Source organism: Mycobacterium saskatchewanense (assembly GCF_010729105.1).
Classification (GTDB): domain Bacteria; phylum Actinomycetota; class Actinomycetes; order Mycobacteriales; family Mycobacteriaceae; genus Mycobacterium; species Mycobacterium saskatchewanense.
Genome location: NZ_AP022573.1, coordinates 4906674 through 4931349, shown reverse-complemented (window position 1 = coordinate 4931349; position 24676 = coordinate 4906674). Strand labels below are relative to the sequence as shown.

14 protein-coding genes, 2 pseudogenes and 1 riboswitch are annotated in these 24676 nt (G+C 68.6%); of the genes and pseudogenes, 10 read left to right on the top strand and 6 right to left on the bottom strand.

What is annotated here, in order from left to right; translation table 11 throughout:
• Window positions 1-247 precede the first annotated feature (247 nt).
• The 4 genes from G6N56_RS23300 to G6N56_RS23285 all read left to right on the top strand — a co-directional run bounded on the left by G6N56_RS23300 (window position 248) and on the right by G6N56_RS23285 (window position 5096).
• On the top strand, window positions 248-1459 hold the full coding sequence (locus G6N56_RS23300) for a PucR family transcriptional regulator (RefSeq protein WP_085253670.1): 1212 nt from the start codon (window positions 248-250) through the stop codon (window positions 1457-1459).
• A gap of 90 nt (window positions 1460-1549) precedes the next feature.
• A riboswitch (SAM riboswitch) is annotated at window positions 1550-1670 on the top strand.
• Window positions 1671-1838: 168 nt separating this feature from the next.
• Window positions 1839-3191 carry a bifunctional o-acetylhomoserine/o-acetylserine sulfhydrylase gene (locus G6N56_RS23295; RefSeq protein ID WP_085253671.1) on the top strand — a complete coding sequence of 451 codons (1353 nt, stop codon included), beginning with the start codon at window positions 1839-1841 and terminating at the stop codon, window positions 3189-3191.
• A 10-nt stretch (window positions 3192-3201) separates the two neighbouring features.
• Window positions 3202-4365 carry a homoserine O-acetyltransferase MetX gene (gene metX, locus G6N56_RS23290; RefSeq protein WP_085253672.1) on the top strand — a complete coding sequence of 388 codons (1164 nt, stop codon included), beginning with the start codon at window positions 3202-3204 and terminating at the stop codon, window positions 4363-4365.
• A complete protein-coding gene (locus tag G6N56_RS23285) occupies window positions 4362-5096 on the top strand; it encodes a class I SAM-dependent methyltransferase (protein WP_085253677.1) in 735 nt (244 codons plus the stop codon). The genes metX and G6N56_RS23285 overlap by 4 nt, the downstream gene beginning before the upstream one ends.
• 6 nt (window positions 5097-5102) lie before the next feature.
• Here G6N56_RS23285 and G6N56_RS23280 read toward each other — a convergent pair whose 3' ends face one another.
• The 3 genes and pseudogenes from G6N56_RS23280 to G6N56_RS23270 all read right to left on the bottom strand — a co-directional run.
• A complete protein-coding gene (locus G6N56_RS23280; protein ID WP_163645165.1) occupies window positions 5103-6494 on the bottom strand; it encodes an HNH endonuclease signature motif containing protein in 1392 nt (463 codons plus the stop codon).
• 209 nt (window positions 6495-6703) lie between these two features.
• A pseudogene (locus G6N56_RS23275) lies at window positions 6704-8644 on the bottom strand (APC family permease); the annotation flags it as partial.
• A 93-nt stretch (window positions 8645-8737) separates the two neighbouring features.
• Window positions 8738-10723: pseudogene (locus G6N56_RS23270) on the bottom strand (APC family permease); the annotation flags it as partial.
• 674 nt (window positions 10724-11397) lie between these two features.
• On the opposite strand from G6N56_RS23270, the gene G6N56_RS23265 reads away from it, so the two are divergent.
• On the top strand, window positions 11398-13200 hold the full coding sequence (locus G6N56_RS23265) for an NAD-binding protein (protein ID WP_085258425.1): 1803 nt from the start codon (window positions 11398-11400) through the stop codon (window positions 13198-13200).
• Between the two features lie 151 nt (window positions 13201-13351).
• Complete coding sequence (locus tag G6N56_RS23260; protein ID WP_085258426.1) at window positions 13352-14683, top strand: PPE family protein; 1332 nt, start codon at window positions 13352-13354, stop codon at window positions 14681-14683.
• 17 nt (window positions 14684-14700) lie between these two features.
• Here the strand turns inward: G6N56_RS23260 and G6N56_RS23255 are convergent, their stop codons facing one another.
• Complete coding sequence (locus G6N56_RS23255; RefSeq protein ID WP_085258437.1) at window positions 14701-16140, bottom strand: FAD-binding oxidoreductase; 1440 nt, start codon at window positions 16138-16140, stop codon at window positions 14701-14703.
• Between the two features lie 282 nt (window positions 16141-16422).
• On the opposite strand from G6N56_RS23255, the gene G6N56_RS23250 reads away from it, so the two are divergent.
• Window positions 16423-16896: a DUF732 domain-containing protein gene (locus tag G6N56_RS23250; RefSeq protein WP_085258427.1), complete on the top strand. Its 474-nt coding sequence runs from the start codon at window positions 16423-16425 to the stop codon at window positions 16894-16896.
• Here G6N56_RS23250 and G6N56_RS23245 read toward each other — a convergent pair.
• Both G6N56_RS23245 and G6N56_RS23240 read right to left on the bottom strand, forming a co-directional pair.
• Entirely contained in the window at window positions 16893-17174 is a 282-nt protein-coding gene (locus G6N56_RS23245; protein WP_085258428.1) for a DUF3017 domain-containing protein, read from the bottom strand. The genes G6N56_RS23250 and G6N56_RS23245 overlap by 4 nt on opposite strands.
• Window positions 17171-18016, bottom strand: a complete 846-nt coding sequence (locus G6N56_RS23240; RefSeq protein WP_085258429.1) for a bifunctional methylenetetrahydrofolate dehydrogenase/methenyltetrahydrofolate cyclohydrolase — start codon at window positions 18014-18016, stop codon at window positions 17171-17173. Before G6N56_RS23240 ends, G6N56_RS23245 begins: the two co-directional genes overlap by 4 nt.
• A gap of 94 nt (window positions 18017-18110) precedes the next feature.
• Between G6N56_RS23240 and G6N56_RS23235 the strand changes: the two genes are divergently transcribed.
• Genes G6N56_RS23235 through G6N56_RS23225 form a run of 3 tightly spaced genes read left to right on the top strand, consistent with a single transcriptional unit; the run spans window position 18111 to window position 24674 of the window.
• Window positions 18111-19319: an NADH:flavin oxidoreductase gene (locus tag G6N56_RS23235; protein WP_085258430.1), complete on the top strand. Its 1209-nt coding sequence runs from the start codon at window positions 18111-18113 to the stop codon at window positions 19317-19319.
• 30 nt (window positions 19320-19349) lie between these two features.
• Window positions 19350-22028, top strand: a complete 2679-nt coding sequence (locus G6N56_RS23230; RefSeq protein ID WP_085258431.1) for an ATP-binding cassette domain-containing protein — start codon at window positions 19350-19352, stop codon at window positions 22026-22028.
• A gap of 36 nt (window positions 22029-22064) precedes the next feature.
• Window positions 22065-24674, top strand: coding sequence for an ATP-binding cassette domain-containing protein (locus G6N56_RS23225; protein WP_085258432.1), 2610 nt, complete (start codon window positions 22065-22067; stop codon window positions 24672-24674).
• Window positions 24675-24676 lie beyond the last annotated feature (2 nt).

The window sequence follows — 24676 nt, the reverse complement described above, 5'->3', positions numbered from 1 at the left end:
GCGCTTGGTGGGCACATGCGGCTAACTTTGCTGCGCGGTGTGCCGTCGCGACAATTACGAAAGCCGTCAAACTTTGACGCCGGTCTTTGCGATCTTCGGTAGGCGTGAGGTCCGTCCGGTTCGCCTGTGTAACAACGCCCGTCTTCATGACGCTCACCGAAATCAACTGTTAACGCATTTGTTAAACGCGGCGGTTCGATGGGCATTGGCAATACCATCGACGAGAAGTTCGACCGGGAGGAGGGCAGTGGGAGACTCGATGGATCAGCGGATGGCGACGTTGCGCGTACGGTTGCGCGACCGCCACCGCCCGATGGTCGAGGAGATGCTCCAGCGAATGAGGGTCGACATCCCGGCCTTCTTCAGTTCCGACGATCCCGACTTTGTCACCCTGTATACCGCGAGTTGCTACGCGCATCTCGGATTGATGCTCGACCAGATGACCTCGGACCGCGTCATCCCAGAGGCGCTCCCCACAGCTGCGGTCGAGGAGACGCGCGCCGTGGCCCAGTGGGGCATCTCATTGGAGGCGCTCATCCAGACGTATCGGACCGGCCACTCGGTCATCTGGGAGCACACCATGGACGTTGCCGAGCAGACGATCGACGAGTCAACCGTACGTTCGCAGGTCCTCAAGCTCAGCTCTCGCTACCTTTTTGCCTACTTCGACCGGATGATCGTCCTGGTGACCGAGGTCTACGAGGGGGAGCGGTTGTCGCTTTTCCGCGAAAGTGACCGTCGGCGAAGGCAAATGGTCAGAGACTTGCTCGACGGGCTACCCATCGACCAGAGCAAGCTCCCCTACCGACTTACAGATACGCACATGGCCGCCATCTCGATTGGAGAGGGCTCCGAAGGGGTGATCCGCCGGCTCGCTGCCCGTAGCGGTTTGAGCTGCCTCACCGTCCGAGGACCGACTCAATCCGTCTGGGCGTGGATCGGCGGCAAGAACCTTCGAGACGTGGCGACCCAGAAGGCTGTGGTGGCCGCCGTGCCGAGCACCACCTTCGTCGCGTTCGGCGAGGTGGGCGAGGGCCTGGAGGGTTTCCGGATCAGCCATCGGGAGGCTCGCGAGGCATACCGCATCGGTCGACAGCTGGGGTCCAGGACGCTGCAGTACGCCGACGTGGCGCTGCTGTCCCTCACCAGCCATGACGCGACGCTGGCACGCGAGTTCATCCAGCGCGAACTCGGGTTCCTGGCAGAGGACGACCAGCGCGCTGAGGAACTGCGCACTACCGTTCGCGCCTACTTCGACGCCGGACACAACGCATCGGCAACCGCTAACCGGCTCTCGCTCAACGATCGAACCGTCGGCTACCGGCTGCGTACGGTCGAGGAGAAACTCGGGCGGCCACTCCTGTCGCGGCGAGATGAACTGTCGGTGGCGCTGCGTCTGCACGAACTGTACGCATCGAAGCCCGACACGCCGGCGGCCGATGACCTGGACCAGCTGTAGGGGCCGGTCCTCAAGAAGCCCGCGCGGCGTCCGATGGTCAAGGCCATCGGGGTTGGCACGGAGTCGGCACCATAAGATAGTCTTCGTATTGGTCATGAGCGCCAGCGTCAAGCCCCGGCTTGCTGGCCGGCAACCCTCCAACCGCGGTGGGGTGCCCCGGGTGATGACCAGGTCTAGTAGCCAGTAGCCGGCTGCACGGCAAGCGCGGGTCCGCCATGACGGACCCCTGACCAGAGGGGAAACGTGATGTGCCTCCATTTACCCCGTTCGGATTCGCCCATGCGCCGAGTCGTGTGCCGTTGCTAACCGGTGACCCCGGTCACATCCCTGTTCGCCACAGAGCACCTTCAGCAGCACGTTCAGCAGAAAGCAACCATCCATGAGCTCCGAGAACACCACCGATCCGGACCCGGCGGCGCACTGGTCCTTCGAGACCAAGCAGATCCACGCGGGCCAACAGCCCGACCCGGCCACGCACGCCCGCGCGCTGCCGATCTACCAGACCACGTCGTACGTCTTCGACGACACCACGCACGCCGCCGCCCTGTTCGGGCTGGAGGTTCCGGGCAACATCTACACCCGGATCGGCAACCCGACCGTCGACGTCGTCGAGCAACGCATCGCCGCGCTGGAGGGCGGGGTGGCCGCGCTGTTCCTCAGCTCGGGGCAGGCGGCTGAGACCATCGCCATATTGAACCTCACGTGTGCCGGAGATCACATCGTCTCCAGCCCGCGGCTCTATGGCGGCACCTACAACCTGTTCCACTACTCGCTGGCGAAGCTCGGCATCGAGGTCACCTTCGTCGAGGATCCCGACGACCTGGACTCCTGGCAGGCCGCGGTGCGGCCGAACACCAAGGCGTTCTTCGCCGAGACGATCTCCAACCCGAAGATCGACGTGCTCGACATCCCGGGGGTGTCCGGCGTCGCCCACGCCAACGGCGTGCCGCTGATCGTCGACAACACCATCGCCACGCCGTACCTGATCCAGCCGTTCAAGCACGGCGCCGACATCGTGGTGCACTCGGCCACCAAGTACCTGGGCGGGCACGGCGCCGCGATTGCCGGCGTCATCGTCGACGGCGGCACCTTCGACTGGGCGCAGGGCCGCTTCCCGGGCTTCACCGAGCCCGACCCGAGCTACCACGGCGTGGTGTTCGCCGAACTGGGTCCGCCGGCCTACGCGCTCAAGGCGCGGGTGCAGCTGCTGCGCGACCTCGGTTCGGCCGCTTCGCCGTTCAACGCGTTCCTGGTGGCCCAGGGCCTGGAGACGCTGAGCCTGCGGGTGGAGCGGCACGTCGCCAACGCGCAGCGGGTCGCCGAGTTCCTGGCCGGCCATGACGGCGTGCTGTCGGTCAACTACGCCGGGCTGCCGAGTTCGCCGTGGCACGAGCGGGGAAAGAAGCTGGCCCCCAAGGGATGCGGGGCGGTGCTGGCGTTCGAGCTGGCCGGCGGCGTCGAGGCGGGCAAGGCGTTCGTGAACGCGCTCAAGCTGCACAGTCACGTCGCCAACATCGGGGACGTGCGTTCGCTGGTGATTCACCCCGCGTCCACCACCCACGCCCAGCTGAGCCCGGAGGAACAGCTCACCACAGGTGTCAGCCCAGGGCTGGTGCGGCTGGCGGTGGGCCTCGAGGGCATCGACGACATCCTGGCCGACCTGGAGCTGGGCTTCGCCGCGGCCCGCACGCACGCGGCGACTTCCGACCCGCAGGCCGTGGCGGCGTTCTAGGGGCTCCGACGTGACGATCTCCGACGTGCCGATCCAAACGCTGCCCGCCGAGGGGGAACTCGGCTTCGTCGACATCGGCTCGCTCACCACCGAGAGCGGCGCGGTCATCGACGACGTGTGCATCGCCGTCCAGCGCTGGGGCGAGCTGTCGCCGACGCGAGACAACGTGGTGGTGGTCCTGCATGCACTCACCGGCGACTCGCACATCACCGGCCCCGCCGGACCGGGACATCCCACGCCCGGCTGGTGGGACGGGATCGCCGGGCCCGGCGCGCCGATCGACACCAACCGCTGGTGCGCGGTGGCCACCAACGTGCTGGGGGGTTGCCGCGGCTCCACCGGGCCCAGCTCCCGCGCCCGCGACGGAAAGCCCTGGGGCTCAAGGTTCCCGCTGATCACGGTGCGCGATCAGGTGGAGGCGGACATCGCGGCGCTGTCCGCGCTGGGCATCGACCGGGTCGCCGCCGTCGTCGGCGGATCCATGGGCGGCGCAAGGGCTTTGGAGTGGATGGTCGGCCACCCCGATCGAGTCCGGGCCGGCCTGCTGCTGGCGGTCGGGGCGCGCGCCACCGCCGACCAGATCGGCACCCAAACCACCCAGATCGCTGCCATCAAGGCCGACCCGAACTGGCAGGGCGGCGACTATCACGAGACCGGGCGCAGGCCGGACGCCGGCCTGGCGATCGCCCGCCGCTTCGCGCACCTCACCTACCGCGGCGAGGTCGAGCTCGACACCCGGTTCGCCAATGCCGCGCAGGGCGACGAGGACCGTGCGAGCGGCGGCCGCTACGCCGTGCAGAGCTATCTGGAACACCAGGGCAACAAGCTGCTGGCGCGGTTCGACGCTGGCAGCTATGTGGTGCTCACCGAGGCGCTGAACAGCCACGACGTGGGCCGTGGCCGGGGCGGGGTGGCGGCGGCGCTGCGCGGCTGCCCGGTCCCGGCGGTGGTGGGCGGCATCACCTCCGACCGGCTCTATCCGCTGCGGCTGCAGGACGAACTGGCCGAGCTGTTGCCGGGCTGCGGGGAGCTGCAGGTGGTCGAGTCGATCTGCGGGCACGACGGCTTCCTGGTCGAAACCGATGCCGTCGGGGGCTTGATCCGCAAGACGCTCGACGTGGCCCTCAACGCGGGCGGGGACACAGGCGAGACCCAAGGCGCGTGCCGGCGGTGACGCGTTCCAGCCACGAGCGCTCCCTGTCGTTCGGCTCGGCGGCCGCCGCCTACGAGCGGGGCCGCCCGTCCTATCCGCCGGAGGCGATCGACTGGCTGCTGCCGCGGGGCGCGCGCCAGGTGCTCGACCTCGGAGCGGGCACCGGAAAGCTGACCACCCGACTGGTGGAACGCGGCCTCGAGGTCGTGGCCGTCGACCCGATCCCCGACATGCTCGAAGTGTTGCGCACGTCCCTGCCGGAAACCAGCGCGCTGCTGGGGACCGCCGAGGAAATCCCGTTGCCGGACAACAGCGTTGACGCCGTCCTGGTAGCCCAGGCCTGGCATTGGGTGGACCCCGAGCGCGCCATCCCGGAGGTGGCTCGCGTGCTGCGACCGGGCGGGCGGCTTGGGCTGGTGTGGAACACGCGCGACGAACGGCTCGGCTGGGTGCGTGAGCTCGGCCAGATCATCGGTTCCGATGGCGATGGGGGCCGCTTCGACGTGGACCTGACCGCGTCCTTCGAGCAGCCCGAACGCCATCACGTCGAGTGGACGAGTTACCTTACGCCGCAGGCGTTGATCGATTTGGTCGCATCGCGCAGTTACTGCATCACCTCGCCGACCGAGGTGCGCAGCAAGACGCTGGACCAGGTGCGGGAACTGTTGGCCACCCATCCGGCGCTGGCCAATGCGACGGGCCTGGCGCTGCCCTATGTCACCGTCTGCATCCGGGCGACGCTGGCCGCCTGACCGCCTTTAGTTTTCGTCTTCTTCGCCGTCGTCGTCCTCTTCGTCTTCGTTCTCGTTGTGGAGGAGTTTTTCGGGGTGCCAGCAGGGGTTGGTGCGGGGTTGGCCGCGTTCTTGGTGGGGTGGGGGGATCCATTGGGTGTCGCCGTGGGGGGTGGTGCGGGTGGTCCAGCCGCCGGGTTGCAGGAGGCGGTGGTGGGGGCCGCAGGCGAAGGTCAGGCCGTTGATGTCGGTGCGTTGGCATTGTGCGTAGTCGGTGATGTGGTGGACTTCGCTGTAGTAGCCGGGCACGGTGCAGCCCGGGGCGGTGCAGCCGCGGTCTTTGGCGTAGAGCACGATTCGTTGGCCGGGTGAGGCCAGCCGTTTGGTGTGGTAGAGCGCCAGGGCTTTGGCGTGGTCGAAGACGGCCAGGTAGTGGTGGGCGTGGCGGGCCAGCCGGATCAGGTCGCTGATCGGTAGCCGGGTGCCGCCGCCGGTGCGGCCGGTGCCGGCGGCGGCTTCGAGCTCCTGCAGGGTGGTGGTGACGATGATGGCCGCGGGCAGCCCGTTGTGTTGGCCGAGGTTGCCTGAGGCCAGTAGCGCGCGCAGGCCCGCGAGCAGTCCGTCGTGGTGGCGTTGGGCGGCGGTGCGGGCGTCGCGGTCGCTCGCCTGCTGGGTGGGGGCGCCGTCCACGCACGGGGTCTGCTCGAGGGGGTTGCACATGCCGGGGGCGGCCAGTTTGGCCAGCACCGCCTCCACGGTGGCGCGGGCTTGGGGGGTCAGGTGCCCGCGCAGCTGCGACATGCCGTCGGCGCCCTGGGGGCCCAGGGTCAGCCCGCGCCGCCGGGCGCGGTCGGTGTCGGTGTAGCTGCCGTCGGGGTTGAGCCGGTCGGCCACCGCGGCGGCGAACTGCGCCAGGTGTTCAGGGCCGCACTGCGCGCCCAGGGCGGCCAGCTGGGTTTCCACCAGTTCGCGGGTCTCGACGTCCACCGAGGCGGGCAGGGTGTGAAACAACCGGCGGACCACCGCGACCTGCTTGACCCCCAACGTGCCGGCGCGTTGGGCGGCGGCGGTCGCCGACAGCGCCGGCGCGATCGGCTCCCCGGTAAGGCCGTGCCGCGCACCCAACTCGGCGGCGCCCTTGATGCGCCGGCCGGCTTCGGCGCGGCTGATCAACACCGTCTCGGCGATCGCATGAGACAGCTTGCCGCCCAACTCTTCAGCGGTGGCCTGCCGGGCCAGGTCATTGATCAGCGGATGCTCGATCGCCGGGATCCGCCGACGCACCCGCTCACACCGGCGCAACACCCGCAACCGCGCACCGGTGTCCAACACATCAAACGACAACCCCAAAGCACGGTCCAAGTCGGCATCGAGCGCGTCGAACACCGCATCGATCTCTGCACAACCACCCGCACTCACACCGCCAAACTAACCCCCACCCCCGACAAAACCCGCCGGTCAAATCGCCCCAGATACACACTCGAAAAATTACTTTCAGCCAACCCATTTCGGATCACACCGAGGCCGCAACGCCGACGATTCGAGCCACCGCCAGGTCGAGCCAAAGCCCCCCGTCAATCACCCACGAGGGTGGACCTGGCCGCCCCGACGACGTCGTGCGGCTCGACCTCGAGATCAGCCGGGGCGACGCGCGCTATGCGCGACTCGATGTCGTACGGAACGATGATGGCGGTCGCCCCGCGGATGCGGCTGACGGCGCGGGCCATCTTGTCGGCAGTCCGGTCGTGCAGTAAGCGACCCAGGAGCGGCGAATAGGTCCTCCGCGGCAACAGCACCGTCACCTTGGTGTCCGCATGGTCGTTGAGAACCCGTACCACCAACTCGTGCGAGGCTCGGCCGAGGTGGCGATCTGGGCAGTTGATCAACCACAGCGGCGTGTCGTGCTCGAAGACGTTCCAACGTTCCCGCAGCGCCATCGCATGATCGACGTCGATGACGAAATGCACCGCAGTGAGCTCGTCGGCGTGCAACCCGTAGCCGAGGCGTAGCGCCTCGATCTCCGCGAGATCGATTGAGTCCACAAAAACCAGCACCTGCAGTCGCGGATGCCGGGTCAGGTCAAGATGCTCGGCGCGCGACATCTCCAATACCGAGGCCTCGTCGCAGTATTTCCGGTTCAGGCGCATCAGCGCCAGGACCAGCAACGGGAAGATGACGACGATCAGCCAGGCGCCCTCGGTGAACTTGGCCACCACGAAGATGCCCACCACGACCGTCGACATCGTTCCTGCCGACAGGTTCACCGCCAGCTTGAATCGCCAGCCTGGCTCGCGGCGGGTCAAGTGGTGCTTGGCCATGCCGTAACCAGCCATCGCGAATGCGGTGAACACGCCGATCGCGAAGAACGGCACCAGCGCACTGACCTTGGCTTCGGTGATGATCAGCAGCACCATAGCCAGCGCCGTCAACACGAAGATGCCGTTCGAGAAGACCAGGCGATGGCCACGTTTCGTCAGCGGACGCGGCAGAAAGCGGTCCTCGGCAACGAAACTGGCCAACGCAGGAAAGCCGTTGAAGCTGGTATTGCATCCCGTGAAGAGGATGGCCGCGGTCGACGCCTGCACCAGGAAGTACAAGGCATTGCCGATCACCCCGTGGCCGAAGACCGCCCTGGCGATCTCGGACAACATCGACGGGTACTCATCGAGATACGGCACGGCGTGGGTGACGTGCGTCAGCCACGCGACGCCCGCCAGCAAGAAGCCGAGTATGCAGGCCATCCACGTCAGCACGCGACGGGCGTTGGGGCCCTGCGGCTTCTGCAAGACGTTGACGGTGTTGGACACGGCCTCCACCCCGGTCAACGACGTGCCGCCGTTGGCGAACGCGCGCAACACGATCAGGATGGACGCGCCCATCACGAGCCCGCCGCCCTGATGAACCGGCACAGCTCCCACGATGTGCTGGGGGTCGTATTTCGGCAATCCCCAGAACATTTCGCGGACGATTCCGGTCACAATCGTCAGGGTGATCATTCCGACGAAGGCATAGGTCGTCATCGCGAACGTGCGACCCGACCGTCGCAGCCCGCGCAGGTTGGCCAGGCAGATGAGGACTACGGCCGCGAGTGTGATCTCGAGGTGATAGGGCCGCAGCGGGGGAATCGCCGAGACCACCGCCACCGTCGCCGCCGCCGGCTGCACCGCCACGGTGACCACATAATCGATGAGCAACGCCGCAGCGGCGACCTGCGCCACCCGCGGACCGAAGTTCTCTCGCGCGACCGTGTAGGACCCGCCGGCCCGGGTGTAAGCCATGACGACCTGTCGGTACGACGCGGACACCAGCGCAAGGACAACGAGGATGACGCCGGTGATCGGAAGCACCAATGCAAACGCCGCCATACCGGCCGCAGGGAGCAGTTCGATCATGATCTGCTCGGTTCCGTACGCGGTCGAGGAGATGGCGTCCGGCGAAAGTGCGCCCAGAGCAATGTGATTCGGCAGCCGCTCGCCGTCCAGCTGATCGGTGGTCAGGGGCTTTCCGAGGAACACCCGCTTGCACTTGTCGGTGAAAGACAGCGGCAGTCCACCGCTCGGTTGCGTCACAATGCATCCCTTCCTCGAGGGTCTTCAGTCGAATTCGGCTTCGCGGCCAGGCTGTCGATCGCCGGCCGCCCGGAATCATCCGGCGCGAGTGACCTCTGCGATGCGCGACTCGATGTCGTAAGGCACTATCTGCGCGGCCGCTCCGGGGATGCGGCTGACGGCTCGGGCGATCTTGTCGGCGGTACGGTCGTGTAGCAGTCGACCGATGAGCGGCGAGTAGGTTCGGCGCGGAAGCAGCACGGTCGCCTTGGTGTCCGGATGATCGCTCAGCACTCGCAGGACCAACTCATGCGCGGCCCGACCGAGGTGACGGTCCGGGCAGTCGACCAGTCGCAGCGGGGTCCCGTGTTCGAAGACCTCCCAGCGCTTCTGCAACCGGGCGGCGTGATCGGGATCGATCACGAAGTGCACGACCGTGAGCTCGTCGGCATGCAGCCCGTTCGCGTACCTCATGGCCTCGACCTCGGCGAGGTCGATCGCATCCACGAAGACGAACACCCGGTGTCGCGTGTATCGGCTCAGGACCGGCGGTTCCGTGCGAGACATCTCCAGGACGGAGGCCTCGGCGCGGTACTGCCGGTTGAGGCGCATCAACGCCAGCACGAGCAGGGGAAACACGACGACGATCAGCCAGGCGCCCTCGGTGAACTTGGCGACCGCGAAGATGCCCACGACGATCGTCGACAAGACGCCCGCCGACAAATTGATCAGCACGTTGCGCCGCCAACCCGACCCGCGTTGGGCCAGATAGTGCTTGGTCATGCCGTAGCCGGCCATCGAGAACCCGGTGAACACACCGATCGCATAAAACGGCACCAGCGCGTCGACCGAGCCGCCGGTGATGACGAGCAGCGCGATCGACAGCGCGGTCAGGGCGATGATGCCGTTGGAGAACACCAGGCGATGTCCGCGCTTCATCAATGGACGCGGCAGAAAGCGGTCCCCCGCAACGAAACTGGCCAACGCCGGGAATCCGTTGAAGCTGGTGTTGCCGCCGGTGTAGAGGATCGCCGCCGTCGACGCCTGAACCAGGATGTACAGGGCGTTACCGATCACCCCGTGGCCGAACACCGCGCGAGCGATCTCGGACAACATCGAGGGGTAGCCGTCGGTGTACGGCACGGCATGCGTGACGTGCGTCAGCCACGCCACGCCCGCAAGCAAGAACGCAAGGATGCAGGCCATGATCGTCATGACCCGGCGCGCGTTGATGCCCTCCGGCTTGCGGAAGGTGGTGACCGTGTTGGAGATGGCCTCCACTCCGGTCAGCGACGATCCGCCATTGGCGAACGCGCGCAGCACAACCAGAACCGTCGCACCCATGATGAGGCCGCCGCCGTGATGGACCGGGACCGCTCCGGCGACGTGTTCGGCGTCGTAGACCGGCAGCGTGCCGCACAGCTCCCGGACGATCCCGACGACGATCGTCAACGACACCATGCCGACGAAGGCGTAGGTCGGTACCGCGAAACGGGCGCCGGCCTCGCGCAAACCACGAAGGTTCGCCAAGCACATCAGCAGCACCATTCCGACGGTGATTTCCAGACTGTAAGGACCCAGTGCGGGTATCGCCGAGGCCACCGCGACCGTGCCCGCCGCGCACTGGACCGCGACGGTGACCACGTAGTCGATCAGCAGCGCGGCGGCGGCGACCTGCGCCACCCGGGGCCCGAAGTTTTCGCGCGCGACCACGTACGATCCGCCGGATCTGGTGTAGACCATGACGACCTGGCGATACGACGCCGCCACCAACACCAGAATCAGCAGGATCACACCGGTGATCGGAAGCAGAAGGGTGAACGCCGCCATCCCGGCCGCCGGCAGCAGTTCGATCATGATCTGCTCGGAGCCGTAGGCGGTCGAGGAGATCGCATCCGGCGACAACACCCCCAGCGCGACTGGATTCGACAACTTCTCATGCTCGAGTTGGGAGTTGATCAACGGCTTGCCCAGGACGCCGCGCTTGCACACGTCGCCGAAGGACGACCACGCCTTGTGTTCGCCCGTGCCCCCGCTGGCCGACCCGCTAGCCCCCCCGCTAGCCAATGACGTTGCCAAAAGCCATATCCCTTCCCCCATTCCTCACAACTCGTCCCCCGCGGCCGTGAAGCCCTCCGGAAGCGTAGCCGCCACAGTGCACATCTCCCATCCCCATTCGCCGCCAGCAACCACAACCACAGGACTTCCTCAGCAGATTTGCCAGCACATTCCCAGATCGGTGACCCGGGGGTAACAAACCGACAAGCGCTGGTAATGAATCTAGGCGCGGCGGCCGCATTGACCCGTCTCGTGATCTGGATGCGAAACATGCTGTACGTCATATCTCTTCGATGTCATCGACGAAATCCTGCATGACTGTTGAAGAAGCCGGTGCAGGTGCCGTCTGCCAAACCCATTGCCTGGCAGTTAGTCTGATCGAGGACGCGCGGTCGTTGTTCGGGCGGTTCCCACAACATCTCGTTGGATTAATTGAATTATGTTGCAATAAAGCGCATTTGGGACACATGGGAGAGGTCGCTCACGCGCCTGCGTTATCGAACCGATGCGCACAGACTCACCACCCGCCGAATCTGTCTGTTAGCATCGAGTTCGATCTCCATTTCCTTGGAGTAGCACGCGGCATCCGTCAGCAAAGTAAGCGCTTACGCCAGAGCTCGCGTCTGCCCCGCCGGACTCGTGGAGTAACCAGTCCAGGTCGTCCTGATTCAACATTCGGCGGAGGGGTGGAATGTTCAACGGAGGGGAGCAAGCTCATGAACCAGCGCGTCATCGTCAGCGGTGACGACGCGCTGGCGTCGACCATCGTCGATGAGTTGAAAAGGGCGGGCGCGAGCGTGGCCAGACTTCTGGACTCCGACCTCGCCAGCACCCGCGTCAAGACCGAACTCACCAAGGCGGGAGTCGCGGAGGCGGCGGCCGTCGTCTGTGCCGGAAACGACGACGCGACGAACCTCGAGATCGCGCTGCTGGCCCGGCGCGCCAATCCCGACATTCGCGTGGTCGCACGGCTGGCCAATGACGTACTGCGCGAAGCGGTCGCCGCCGACGATGGGCCCAGCGCGATCCTCGGCGTCGCCGACATCGCCGCGCCCGCCGTCGTCGAGGCGAGCCTGGCGCGCACCACGCATCCCTTCGAGGTGGCCGGCATCGACTTCGTGGTCTTCGGCGCCGAGGCACCATTCGACGCGTCGCTTCGGGAGATCTACGGCGACCTCGCACCGGTTGCCGTGGTGCACAACGACGACGCCGCGAACGCCGGCGAGGTGATGGTGTGTCCGGGACGCGACATGCGCGTCAGCGCCGGGGACTGGACGGCGATGATCGGCACCTCCGAGGAGGTGGCGGCGTGCGGCATCAAGGTCCCCCGGCAGGTCAAGGGCGCGCGGTCGCGTCAGTCGCGACTGCGACGGTTCATCTACGCGACGCGCGCCCTGCCCAGTGAAGTCAACCCCGCGTTCTATCCCGTGATCGCCGCCCTGACCATCCTGATCATCGTCTCTACGACGTTGCTGCACTTCTCCTACATCCATCCCGGAATGTCGTGGACCGACGCTTTCTACTTCACCAACGAGACGATCACGACCACGGGCTATGGTGACTTCAGCTTCGCCAAACAGCCGACGTGGCTGCGGCTGTACGCCGCCCTGCTGATGTTGGGTGGCGTCACCACGACCGCCCTGCTGGTCGCGTTCGTCGCCGATGTCCTGTTGTCGCGGCGTTTCCTGTTGTCTTCCGCGCGCCCGCGAGCGCGCCACCTGCGCAACCACGTCATCGTGGTCGGCTTGAGCGCCCTCGGGGTGCGAGTCGTGACCGATCTGACCGAGGCCGGATACGACGTGGCCGTCATCGAGCGCGACCAGAACAACCCCTTTTTGGCCACGGCCGCCGAGCTCGACGTACCGGTCATCTTCGGGGATGCGACGTTACGGTCGACCATGGAGGCGGCCCGGGTCGACACCGCGCGCGCGGTCGCGGTGCTGACCCGCGACGACATGGTCAACATCGAGACGGGGATCGTCGTCCGCGAGATGCTGGGATCCCAAACCGCTCCCGTCGGAAATCGTTGGGGGCAAGTACCACTGGTGCTGCGGGTCTACGATCACGACCTCGCGTCCGCGGTCGCGCAACGGTTCGGATTCGAAAACGTCCGTTCCACAGTCGAATTGGCGGCGCCCTGGTTCATCGGCGCGGCGATGGGCCTGCAGGTGCTGGGCACGTTCTCGGTCGGGAACCGGTCGTTTCTGATCGGTGGCATGCACGTGCAGGCCGGTAGCGAGCTGGACGGGCTCCCGATGTTCGAAGTGTCGACCCAGACCCGGGTCATCGCGGTGACCCGGGAGGACGCCCCGGTTCGGCTGCATCCGCGTCGCGACTCTCGGCTCAGTGCGGGTGACACCGTCTACCTGGTCGGGCCATATCGGGAACTGCTCGCCACCTTGGCCAAGGGCCGGCCGTCGCCGCGACCGGGTGCAGAACAGGAACTGAACACCGAATTGCCGCGCCCGGCGCGGGCAAAGTCCGACGGCTCCAACCGCTCGGGGAGGGGCGCGGCGTAGCCAGTCATCGACCCGACGCCGGCCCGGCCGCCGCGTCGCCACAAGCCATTCGAGGGGGAAGGCTTTGTCGTCCACGACCGCTCAGTCGAAGGTCACCATCCACAGTTCGCGCGGCGGCGCCGCCGGCACGCGCCGGGGATAGGGCGCCGCAATGGATTTCGCGACGCTTCCACCGGAAGTCAACTCGGGCCTGATGTACGCCGGCCCGGGCGCCGCGCCAATGCTCGCGGCCGCGGCCGCGTGGGAATCGTTGGCGGCCGAGCTCTACGGGACTGCCGGCTCTTACCAGTCGGCGGTCTCGGCCCTCACCGCCGGACCCTGGCTGGGGCCTTCGTCGGTGACCATGGCGGCCGCCGCGGCGTCCTACAGCGCGTGGATGAGCGGCACCGCCGCGCGGGCCGAGGAGACCGCCGGCCAGGCCAGAGCGGCCGCCGCGGCCTACGAGACAGCATTCGCGGCGACGGTGCCGCCGACGGAGGTTGCGGCCAACCGCAGTCTGCTGGCCGCGCTGGTCGCCACGAACCTATTGGGGCAGAACACCCCTGCGATCGCGGCGACCGAGGCGCAGTACGGCGAGATGTGGGCGCAGGACGCGGCCGCCATGTACGGCTACGCCGGATCGTCGGCCGCCGCCTCGCAGCTGACCCCGTTCCGTCCGCCACCGCAGAACACCGACGGCCTGGCCGGTCAGGCCGACGCGGTCGGGCAAGCCGCCGAACTGCCCGCCGGGTCCGCGCAGAGCGTGTTGTCCGTGATCACCCAGCCGATTTCGTCGGCGGCGCAGGCCCTCACCGGTGCCACGTCCCCGCTCGGGGTGTCATCGCCGTTGGACCTGGTGAATCTAGGCGCCGATGCAATCGCGTACGGGGTGGACGCCCCCATGTCGCCCCTGGGGGCGATATCCCTCCCGATCGACCTCATCGGTGCTCAAACCGGTTTGCACACCGACGACATCGTCAGCGGCTGGGAGGCGCTGGGTTCACTGCCGGGGACGGTGGCGACCACCTCGCCCGTGGCTGCCGCGGCATCGAACGCGGCCTCGAGCGCCGTGTCGGCCGGCATCGGGAGCGCGGACACGGTCGGCGCGCTCTCGGTGCCGCCCTCGTGGACCGCGGCGGCGCCGGGGGTGCGCTCGATCGCGCTGGCGCTGCCGGCCGCGCCCGCGGGACTCGGTGCGCAAGCCATGTCGACGACTTTGGGGAACACGTTCGGCGAGATGGCACTGGCCGGCACCGCCGCCCGCGCCCTGCGCGACACCATCGGCGTGCGCGGTCCCCACCCACGCGACAAGGAAGCGGCCCGATGTCCGTCGGCCGCCGGCGGGGCCGCGCAGCCCGGCGGTGATGACACCGAGGCGCAAGACCCGGCACGGACCGTGGTCATGGGGCTCGCCGCGGAGGTACGCGAGTTCGCCAAGCTACGCGATGAGGGTTTGATCACCCACGAGCAATTCATCGAGCACAGGGACCGTCTGCTGGGGTAACCCCCGCGCGGTCGTTGTCAGAAGGCCAACCCCGAGAACATCACCCGGTTCGGGTCGTACTTCTGCCGGACCGCGGTGAGCCGGGACAGGTTCGGCCCGAAGTAGCGCGCCGCCGACGCGTTGGCCTCCAGGTAGTTGACGTAGCCGCCGGCCGAATACTGTTGCACCGCTTGATGTGCGGACGCCACCCACTTGTTCGCGACGGCCACCTCGTTGCTCGCGGGCTCGACGTACCACTGCAACACGGCGGCCTGAGAGCGCCACGGAAACGCGGTGTCACCGGCGGCGACGTCGCCGGCCGCGCCACCGAGCGGGTCGACGACTACCGAAGCCTTGCCCGATCCGGACGCCGGCCACAGCCCGATCGCCGTCGCGATGGCATGGGCGGAGGCGGAATTCACGGTGCCTATGACGTCGGACCCGGCGACGAAGGCGCGCGGCGGGCTCGTCGAGCTGCCGCCGCCCAGGTACGTCATCAACTCCATGTAGCCGAGCGTCTTGTTCTGAACGGAGTTGGGCGCCAGCCCGATTGCGGACTTGAGCGCGTTCACCACGCCCGAGCCGGCGCCGGCCGGGCACGTCGCCAGCACGTGGCAATTAGCCTGGGCCGAACCGACGGACAGGTCGACCAACCCCCAGGCGTTGCGGTCGGCGGTCGACAGCCAGGACTGCCAACCGGTGAGCACCTGGACCGCCGCGGACGGCGCGAACTCGAGCCGGACGAGGTCGCTGTCGGCGGTCGCGAACGTCGCGAACGTCATGGACGTCGTCACCCCGAAATTGCCACCGCCGCCGCCACGGAGCGCCCAGAACAGGTCCGGATGGTCGTTGGCCGACGCGGTGACCACGTCGCCGCTGGGCAACACCACCGTTGCTGACTGCAGCGCGTCACAGGTCAGCCCGGCGCGCCGGGTGGCCGATCCCATCCCGCCCCCAAGCGCCAGCCCCGCGACGCCGACGGTCGGGCAGCTGCCCGTCGGCATCGCCCGCCCCGACGCGGCCAAAGCCTGTTGCACCGCATACAGATTGGTGGCGGGGGTGACCGTCACGTTGCCGCCACCGTCGAGGTTCGCGCCGCCGGGCAGCCCGCGCAGGTCGATCACCATGGTGCCGTTGGCACTCGACGCGCCGACATAGGAATGCCCGCCGCCCCGCGGGGCGATCTTCAGGTTGTTCGCCGTCGCGAACGTGACCGCCTTCTGCACATCCGACTGCGACGAAACAGACACCACCGCAGCGGGATTCGTACTGTCATAGAAGGAGTTGAAAACTTGCTTTCCCGAGGCGAATTGAGCTCCGCTGGACGGCAACAGCACCCGGCCCCCGATGGAGGACGCCAGGCCACTCCAGCCGGCCGCCGGGTCGGCAGCGGCGCGAGACGTCCCGAACACCGCGCCCGCTGCCAGCACCGACACCGCACCGCGAAGGAAGCTCTGACGCGAGATGCCCTTAGCCAGGGCAGGGTCCAGCGGACGGCCGTGATTCGTCGTCATGGCCGGATTCTCGCCCATTTCGACCGCGAAGTCCGGCGCCGCCGCCCGTGTCGGGTAACTTTGTTGCGACGATCGTTGGGACCGCCCATAATCCACGTCTCGGACGGGCAACCCTTACGAAACGCTTATTGGGCAAAGCTTTATCGCACCGTGTTGCAAACGTGACACGCGTAGATCAGAGTTCCATAGGTGATTCGAGTGCCGCCGAGCACTCCACAAACAGATGGGGAGGCTGGCATGAGGGCAATGGCATCGTTGGCATCGACGCACCGGTGGATCTGGGATCTCCGTCACCAGCCCCTCACAATCCGCCTGCTGGCTGCTGCCGCCGGCCTCCTGACCGCGGCGTCCGCGTTCGCGGCGCCCGCCGGGGCGGATCCCGCCACCGACGACCACTTCATCGACGCGCTCAACCATGCCGGCATCGACTTCGGCGAACCCGGGAACGCGATGGCCGTCGGCCAGTCCATCTGCCCGATGCTCGTCGAGCCGGGCGGCAACTTCGCCGCCGCCGCGGCCAGCGTTTCCCACCGGGGCATGTCCCCGCAGATGGCCCAGATGTTCACCAGCATCGCGATCCAGATGTACTGCCCACAGGAGATGGCCAACATCGCCAGCGGCAACCTCGGCGCCGCCGTGCCCCAGCTGCCGGGAATGCCCGGACTCCCGGGAATGGGCGGGCTCCCCGGTGGGCTCCCGGGTGGGATCCCGGGGATCTAGCGCGTACCCAGCGGGTCGATGGTCGACGCGATATAGACCATCGCCGCCCCGACCGCCGCGGTCGTGACGAAGTCGGTGCCCTTGCTGCGCACCGCCAACAGGCCGGCGCGGTCCTCGGACAGCACCAGACGCAGCACCGCGGCCACCCCGACACCGATGCCGATCAGCAGGGAACCGCGGCGCCAGAAGTTGGCGCCCGCGAGGATGAACGCCGTCGCAAAGATGAGGCCCACCAACAGGATCGGCCACTGCGCCTGCAGCACGGACCGCGCGGTCATTGCCGCTCGGCCAGTTCGACGACGTTGGTCAGCAGGAACGCCCGCGTCAACGGCCCGACGCCGCCGGGATTCGGCGACACGTGGCCGGCCACCTCCCAGACGTCGGGGTGCACGTCGCCGACCAGGCCGCTGTCCGTGCGGCTGACACCGACGTCGACGACGGCGGCACCGGGCCGCACCATGCCGGCGGTCAGCATGTGCGGCACGCCGACGGCCGCGACGACGATGTCGGCCTGCTTGGTGAAGGCGGCCAGGTCGCGAGTTCCGGTGTGGCACAAGGTCACGGTGGCGTTCTCGGAGCGGCGGGTGAGCAGCAGCCCCAGCGGGCGGCCGACCGTCACACCCCGGCCGATGACGACCACGTGTGCCCCGGCGATCTCGATGTCGTAGCGCCGCAACAGGTGCACGATGCCGCGCGCCGTGCACGGCAGCGGCGCCGGAACGCCCAGCACCAGGCGGCCCAGGTTGGTCGGGTGCAGCCCGTCGGCGTCCTTGTTCGGGTCCACGAGCTCGAGCGCCGCGTTCTCGTCCAGGTGCTTGGGCAGCGGCAGCTGCACGATGTATCCGGTGCATTCCGGGTTGGCGTTGAGTTCGGCGATGGTGTCGTGCAGCGTGGTCGTGCTGATGTCGGCGGGCAGGTCCCGGCGGATCGACGTGATCCCGACCTTCGCGCAGTCGGCGTGCTTGCCACGGACGTACGCCTGCGAGCCGGGGTCGTCGCCGATCAGGATGGTGCCCAGGCCCGGCGTGCGGCCGACCGCGGTGAGCGCCGCCACCCGTTCCTTCAGGTCGACGAAGATCTCGTCGCGGGTGGCCTTGCCGTCCAGTGTGATTGCGCCCACGCCAAACAGTCTGGCAGATCTCGACGATGGCGACCCGCCGCGCCCGGCTGGGACACACCGCAGCCGCGCTTGCGATCGCCACTAGGCTCCCGATATGTCTACCCCCCCGGACGTCCTGGCCCCCGCCAAACTGGGCCCTGTCACGCTGCGCAACCGCACCATCAAGGCCGCGACGTTCGAGGCGCGCACGCCGGACGCGCTGGTGACCGACGACCTCATCGAGTACCACCGGGCGCCGGCCGCGGGCGGGGTCGGCATGACCACCGTCGCCTACTGCGCCGTCTCCCCCGGCGGCCGCACCGAGGGCAACGGGATCTGGATGCGCCCGGAGGCCGTGCCCGGGTTCCGCCGGCTCACCGACGCGATCCACGCGGAGGGCGCGGCGGTGAGCGCGCAGATCGGCCACGCCGGTCCGGTGGCCAACGCCAAGTCCAACAAGGCCACCGCGCTGGCGCCGGTGCGGTTCTTCAACCCGATCGGGATGCGGTTCGCCAAGAAGGCGACCCGCGACGACATCGACGACGTCATCGCGGCCCACGCGAACGCCGCGCTGCTCGCCATCGACGCTGGCTTCGACGCCGTCGAAATCCACTTGGGGCACAACTATTTGGCGAGCGCGTTCCTCTCCCCGCTGATCAACCGCCGCGACGACGAGTTCGGCGGATCGCTGGAGAATCGCGCGAAGGTGGCCCGCGCGCTGGTGATGGCAGTGCGCCGCGCTGTCGACATGCAGGCCCCGGGACGGGTGGCGGTCACCGCCAAGCTCAACATGACCGACGGCGTCCGCGGCGGCATCAACACCGACGAGGCGCTGACGACGGCCAAGTGGCTGCAGGACGACGGCGGGCTGGACGCGATCGAGCTCACCGCGGGCAGCTCGCTCGTCAACCCGATGTACCTGTTCCACGGTGACGCCCCGCTCAAGGAGTTCGCCGGCGCCTTCAGGCCGCCGCTGAGTTGGGGCATGCGCGCGACCGGCAAGAAATTCCTCCGCGAGTACCCGTATCGCGAGGCCTATTTGTTACGCCACGCCAAGCTGTTCCGGGCCGAGCTGACGATGCCGCTGATCCTGCTCGGCGGCATCACCAACCGGGAGACGATGGACCTCGCGATGGCCGAGGGGTTCCAGTTCGTCGCGATGGGCCGGGCCCTGCTCGCGGAGCCCGACCTGATCAGTCGGATCGCGGCCGACGGCGCCGCGCACAGCGTGCATTCGGCCTGCACGCACTGCAACAAGTGCATGGCGACGATCTACACGCGCACGCACTGCGTGGTGACAGGCGCACCCGACGTCACAGGGTGATAGGCGGCCCACAAGCTACAGTTGTTTTCGATGACCGCAGCAGCCCCACCAGTGTTGACCGTCCGCTTCGACGGCTCGGAACGCACCTTCGCGGCGGGCCACGACGTGGTGATCGGTCGCGATCTTCGCGCTGACATGCGCATCACCCACCCACTGATCTCGCGCGCCCACCTGCTGCTGCGATTCGACCAGGGACGCTGGCTGGCGATCGACAACGGTTCGCTCAACGGCACTTTCGTCAACGGCCGGCGGGTGCCGGTGGTCGACATCCACGACGGCGCGACGCTCAACATCGGGAATCCCGACGGTCCGCTGCTGAGGTTCGAGGTCGGACGGCATCAGGGCTTGGTCGGGCGCCCGCCCGAGACCGAGTCGATGCGCCTGCCGGCCGGGGCGACGCAGTCGGCCGGCGGCGCCTGGTCGGCCGCCCCCGCGCCTCCCCCCGCGCCCGTCCCCGGCCGACCGCACGGCCGCGTCGCGCCGCCGCCGCTGCGGCCGCACCCGGGACCACCGCCGCCCCCGCACGGGCAGCCGGTGTACCCGCCCGCCGCCGGGCGCCACTCCGCCTACGCGCCCGGCCCGGCCCATCCGGTCAACGCGCCGCCACCACCGCCCCCGCCGTCACCCAACTTCCATCCGCACCCGCCGATGCCGGGCGGTGGCGCCCCACCCGCGGCGCCGCAGACCCAGCTGTCGCCGGTCGCCGACAAGCCACCCGAGGTGGGGAACCTCGCGACCAAGATGTTCAACGCGCTGATGCCGTCCCGGTCCGGGGCGTTCCAGAAGCCGATCGGGGCGCAGACCATCGGGCGTGCCACCGACAACGACATCGTCATCCAGGACGTCCTCGCGTCGCGCCACCACGCGTTCATGACGCAGACCCCGCTGGGCACCGAGATCCGCGACGCGCACAGCGTCAACGGCACCTTCGTCAACGGGGTCCGGGTCGGGTCGGCGCTGCTGACCGAGGGCGACGTGGTGACCATCGGCAACGTCGACCTGGTCTTCACCCGCGACACCCTGGTCCGTCGCACCGAGGCCGCCACGCGCACCGGCGGCCTGGAGGTCAACTCGGTCTGCTACACCGTCGACCACGGCAAGCAGCTGCTCGACCACGTCTCGCTGACCGCCCGCCCGGGCACGCTGACGGCGATCATCGGCGGTTCCGGCGCTGGCAAGACCACGCTGTCACGCGTGATCGTCGGCTACACCAACCCGACGTCCGGTTCGGTGACGTTCGAGGGCCACGACATCCACAGCGAGTACGCGTCGATGCGCAGCAGGATCGGGATGGTCCCCCAGGACGACGTGGTGCACCGTCAGCTGACGGTCAACCAGGCCCTGAACTACGCCGCGGAGCTGCGCCTACCGCCGGACACCAGCAAACAGGAACGCGCCCAGATCGTCGCGCAGGTGCTCGAAGAGCTCGACATGACGCGGCACGCCGACACCCGCGTCGACAACCTGTCCGGCGGTCAGCGCAAACGCGCCTCGGTGGCGCTCGAGCTGCTCACCCAGCCGTCGCTGCTGCTGCTGGACGAACCGACCTCGGGCCTCGACCCGGCCCTGGACCGCCAGGTGATGCTGATGATGCGCCAGCTCGCCGACGCCGGCCGCGTGGTGCTGGTGGTCACCCACTCCGTGTCCTACCTGGACGTCTGCGACCAGATCCTGCTGATCGCGCCTGGCGGCAAGACCGCGTTCTGCGGGCCCCCGGATCAGGTCGAGGCCGCGATGGGCACCCGCAACTGGGCCGACATCTTCGCCAAGGTGGGCGCCGACCCGGACGAGGCCAACCGCCGTTTCAAGGAGCGCAACCAGCAGTCGGAGCAGGCCCCCTCGCCGCAGAGCCCGGCCGACCTGGGCGAACCGCCCAAGACCGACCTGTGGCGCCAGTTGTCCACCGTCGCGCGCCGCCAGGTCCGGCTCGTCGTGTCGGACCGCGGCTACACGATTTTCCTGGCGGTGTTGCCGTTCCTCATCGGCGCGCTGTCGCTGACCGTGAAGGGCCCCACGCCGGGCCTCGGTCCCGCCGACCCGCTCGGCCCCGCGCCCACGCAGCCGCAGTACATCATGGTGCTGCTCAACATCGGCGCCGTCTTCATGGGCACCGCGCTGACCATCCGCGACCTCATCGGGGAGCGTCCCATCTTCCGCCGGGAGCAGGCCGTCGGCCTGTCGACGACCGCCTACCTGCTGGCCAAGATCGCCGTGTTCTGCGTCTTCGCGACGGCCCAGGCCGCGGTGGCGACGTTCATCGTGCGGCTGGGTAAGGGCGCGCCGACGGCGCATCCGCCGCTGTTCGGCAACTCGACCTTTGCGCTGTTCATCACCGTGGCGGGCACCTGTGTGGCCTCGGCGATGCTCGGGCTGCTGCTGTCCGCCGTGGCGCAGTCCAACGAACAGATCATGCCGCTGCTGGTGGTGTCGATCATGTCGCAGCTGGTGTTCTCCAGCGGCATGATCCCGGTGTATCAGCGCTTCGGGCTCGAGGAGCTGGCGTGGCTCACGCCGGCGCGGTGGGGCTACGCGGCGGGGGCGTCCTCGATCGACTTCCCGTCGCTGGTGAAGGTCAAGCAGATCCCGACGAACGACCCGATCTGGCAGCACTCGGTCCACATCCTGCTGTTCGACCTGGGCATGCTGGCCCTGCTGTCGATCGCCTACACGGGCTTCGTTCGCTGGCACATCCGGCTCAAACGGCACTGAGGTGGCCCCGCCACCCGCTTTCGCCCTGAGGGACGGATGACTCGACCCGCTCAGCCCGTGCTGACGGTTGGATCCGGACGTTCTGAATTGAGCTTCGCGCCGGGGCGCGACGTCGTCGTCGGCAGCGACGTGCGCGCCGACCTGCGCGTGGCCCACCCGCTGGTCGCCCGGGCGCACCTGCTGTTGCGCTTCGACAACGGCCGGTGGATCGCCGTCGACAACAACTCGCTGAACGGTGTGTTCCTCAACGGCCAGCGGGTGGCCACGGTGGACATCCGCGACGGGCAGGCGCTCAACGTCGGCAAGCCCGACGGACCGCGGGTGACATTCCGGGTCGGCCACCACACCGGGTCGGTCGGCCTCCTCCCGCTGACGACGGAATCGATACCGGTCATCGCCACGCCCGGCGGCCGGCCACCGGCGTCCTCGGGGCCCGTGTCGCAGCCCCAGCCCGCGCCTCCCCGGCGGCCCCCTCCCCCGGGCCAGCCGCCGCAGCAGGCCCCGCCGAGGCTGCACCGGCCCAACGACCCGCTGCGGACCACCGCCGTCCCCGTCGTGCCCCCGACCGCCGCGACGCAGGCGCTAGCGCAGGGTGCGCAGCCTCCGGACCCGTCGTCGGAGGCGAATCCGCCCACGCAGATCGGCGTGAGCGGCGAGGTGGTCGAGTTCCCAACCACCCGGGTGAAAGTCCCCGGGGCCGGGGATCTGCGGGAGCCCGTCACCGGGACGGCGTGGATCGGCCGCGCGCTCGACAACGACATCGTGATCCACGACGTGCTGGCCTCGCGCCACCACGCCTTCCTCACCGCGACGCCGATCGGCACCGAGATCCGCGACGCGCAGAGCATCAACGGGACCTTCGTCAACGGGATCAGGGTCGGGTCCGCGGTGCTCGCCGAGGGTGACGTGGTGACCATCGGCAATGTGGACCTGGTCTTCACCGCGGGCGTGCTGGTGCGTCGCGGCGAGGCGGCGGCCCGCACGGGCGGCCTGGAGGTGCGCGACGTCAACTTCACCATCGAGGGGAAGAACCTGCTCGAGCGGATCTCGCTGACCGCGCGTCCGGGCACGCTGACCGCGATCATCGGCGGATCCGGGGCGGGCAAGACCACGCTGTCGCGGCTGATCGCCGGGTATGCCACCCCGACCTCCGGCCTGGTCACCTTCGAGGGGCACGACATCCACACCGAATACGCGTCGCTGCGCACCCGGATCGGCATGGTCCCCCAGGACGACGTCGTGCACCGCCAGCTCACGGTCAACCAGGCGCTCGGCTACGCCGCCGAGCTGCGCCTGCCGCCGGACACGAGCAAGGCCGACCGGGAGCAGGTGGTCGCGCAGGTGCTCGACGAGCTGGGGCTCACCCAGCACGCCGACACCCGCGTCGACAAGCTGTCCGGCGGCCAACGCAAGCGCGCGTCGGTCGCGCTGGAGCTACTCACCGGGCCGTCGCTGCTCATCCTCGACGAGCCCACCTCGGGGCTCGACCCGGCGCTCGACCTGCAGGTCATGACGATGCTCCGGCAGCTGGCCGACGCCGGGCGCGTCGTGCTGGTGGTCACCCACTCCCTGACCTATCTCGACGTCTGCGACCAGGTGCTGCTGATGGCGCCCGGCGGCAAGACCGCCTACCTGGGGCCGCCGGGGCGGATCGGCGACGCGATGGGCACCACCAACTGGGCGCAGATCTTCGCCAAGGTGGGCGCCGACCCCGACGAGGCCAATCGCCGCTTCAGGGCCCACAACGAGGCCCGGAACGCGCCGCCGGTCGCCCGGATCGAAGCGCCCGCCGACCTGGGCGCCCCGGCGCACACGAGCATGCGCCGGCAGTTCTCCACCGTCGCCCGCCGCCAGGTCCGCCTAGTGGTCTCCGACCGGGCGTACTTCGTCTTCCTCGCGCTGCTCCCGTTCGTGCTGGGGGCGCTGTCGCTGACCGTGCCGGGCGACACCGGCTTCGGCGTCGCCCAGCCAACCAGCGAGACGCCCGACGAGTCGGCGCAGATCCTCATCCTGCTGACCATCGCCGCCGTCTTCATGGGCACGGCGCTGACCATCCGCGACCTCATCGGCGAGCGCGCCATCTTCCGGCGTGAGCAGGCGGTGGGCCTGTCGACCGGGGCCTACCTGATCGCCAAGATCACGGTGTTCTGCGCGTTCGCGATCGTGCAGGCGGCGATCGCGACGGGCATCGTGCTGGTGGGCAAGGGCACGCCCAGCCAGCCGGCGGTGCTGCTCGGGTCCTCCAAGTACGCCGCCAGCCTGGAGCTGTTCGTGGCCGTGGCCGCGACCTGCGTGGCCTCGGCGGTCTTCGGGATGATGCTGTCGTCGATCGCGCGTTCCAACGAGCAGGTCATGCCGCTGCTGGTGGTGTCGCTGATGCTGCAGCTCGTGCTGGCCGGCGGCATGGTCCCGATCACCGCCCGCATCTTCCTCGATCAGCTCTCCTGGGCCGTGCCGTCGCGCTGGGGCTACGCGGCGTCGGCGTCGACGGTCGACCTGTGGAAGCTGGTGCCGGGCACGCTGAGCCCCAAGGACGGCCACTGGAAACACACCCCCGGCGCGTGGCTGCTCGACATGGGGATGCTCGGCGCCCTGTCGGTCGCCTACGCCGTCGTCGTGCGGTGGCGCATCCGGCTCAAGCGCTGACG

What these genes read in the sequence shown, in the direction of transcription:
- G6N56_RS23225 (WP_085258432.1), top strand. Translation starts at nt 22,065, where the DNA reads ATGACTCGACCCGCTCAGCCCGTGCTGACGGTTGGATCCGGACGTTCT.
- G6N56_RS23250 (WP_085258427.1), top strand. Translation starts at nt 16,423, where the DNA reads ATGGCATCGTTGGCATCGACGCACCGGTGGATCTGGGATCTCCGTCAC.
- G6N56_RS23235 (WP_085258430.1), top strand. Translation starts at nt 18,111, where the DNA reads ATGTCTACCCCCCCGGACGTCCTGGCCCCCGCCAAACTGGGCCCTGTC.
- G6N56_RS23230 (WP_085258431.1), top strand. Translation starts at nt 19,350, where the DNA reads ATGACCGCAGCAGCCCCACCAGTGTTGACCGTCCGCTTCGACGGCTCG.
- G6N56_RS23260 (WP_085258426.1), top strand. Translation starts at nt 13,352, where the DNA reads ATGGATTTCGCGACGCTTCCACCGGAAGTCAACTCGGGCCTGATGTAC.
- G6N56_RS23245 (WP_085258428.1), bottom strand. Translation starts at nt 17,174, where the DNA reads ATGACCGCGCGGTCCGTGCTGCAGGCGCAGTGGCCGATCCTGTTGGTG.
- G6N56_RS23265 (WP_085258425.1), top strand. Translation starts at nt 11,398, where the DNA reads ATGAACCAGCGCGTCATCGTCAGCGGTGACGACGCGCTGGCGTCGACC.
- G6N56_RS23295 (WP_085253671.1), top strand. Translation starts at nt 1,839, where the DNA reads ATGAGCTCCGAGAACACCACCGATCCGGACCCGGCGGCGCACTGGTCC.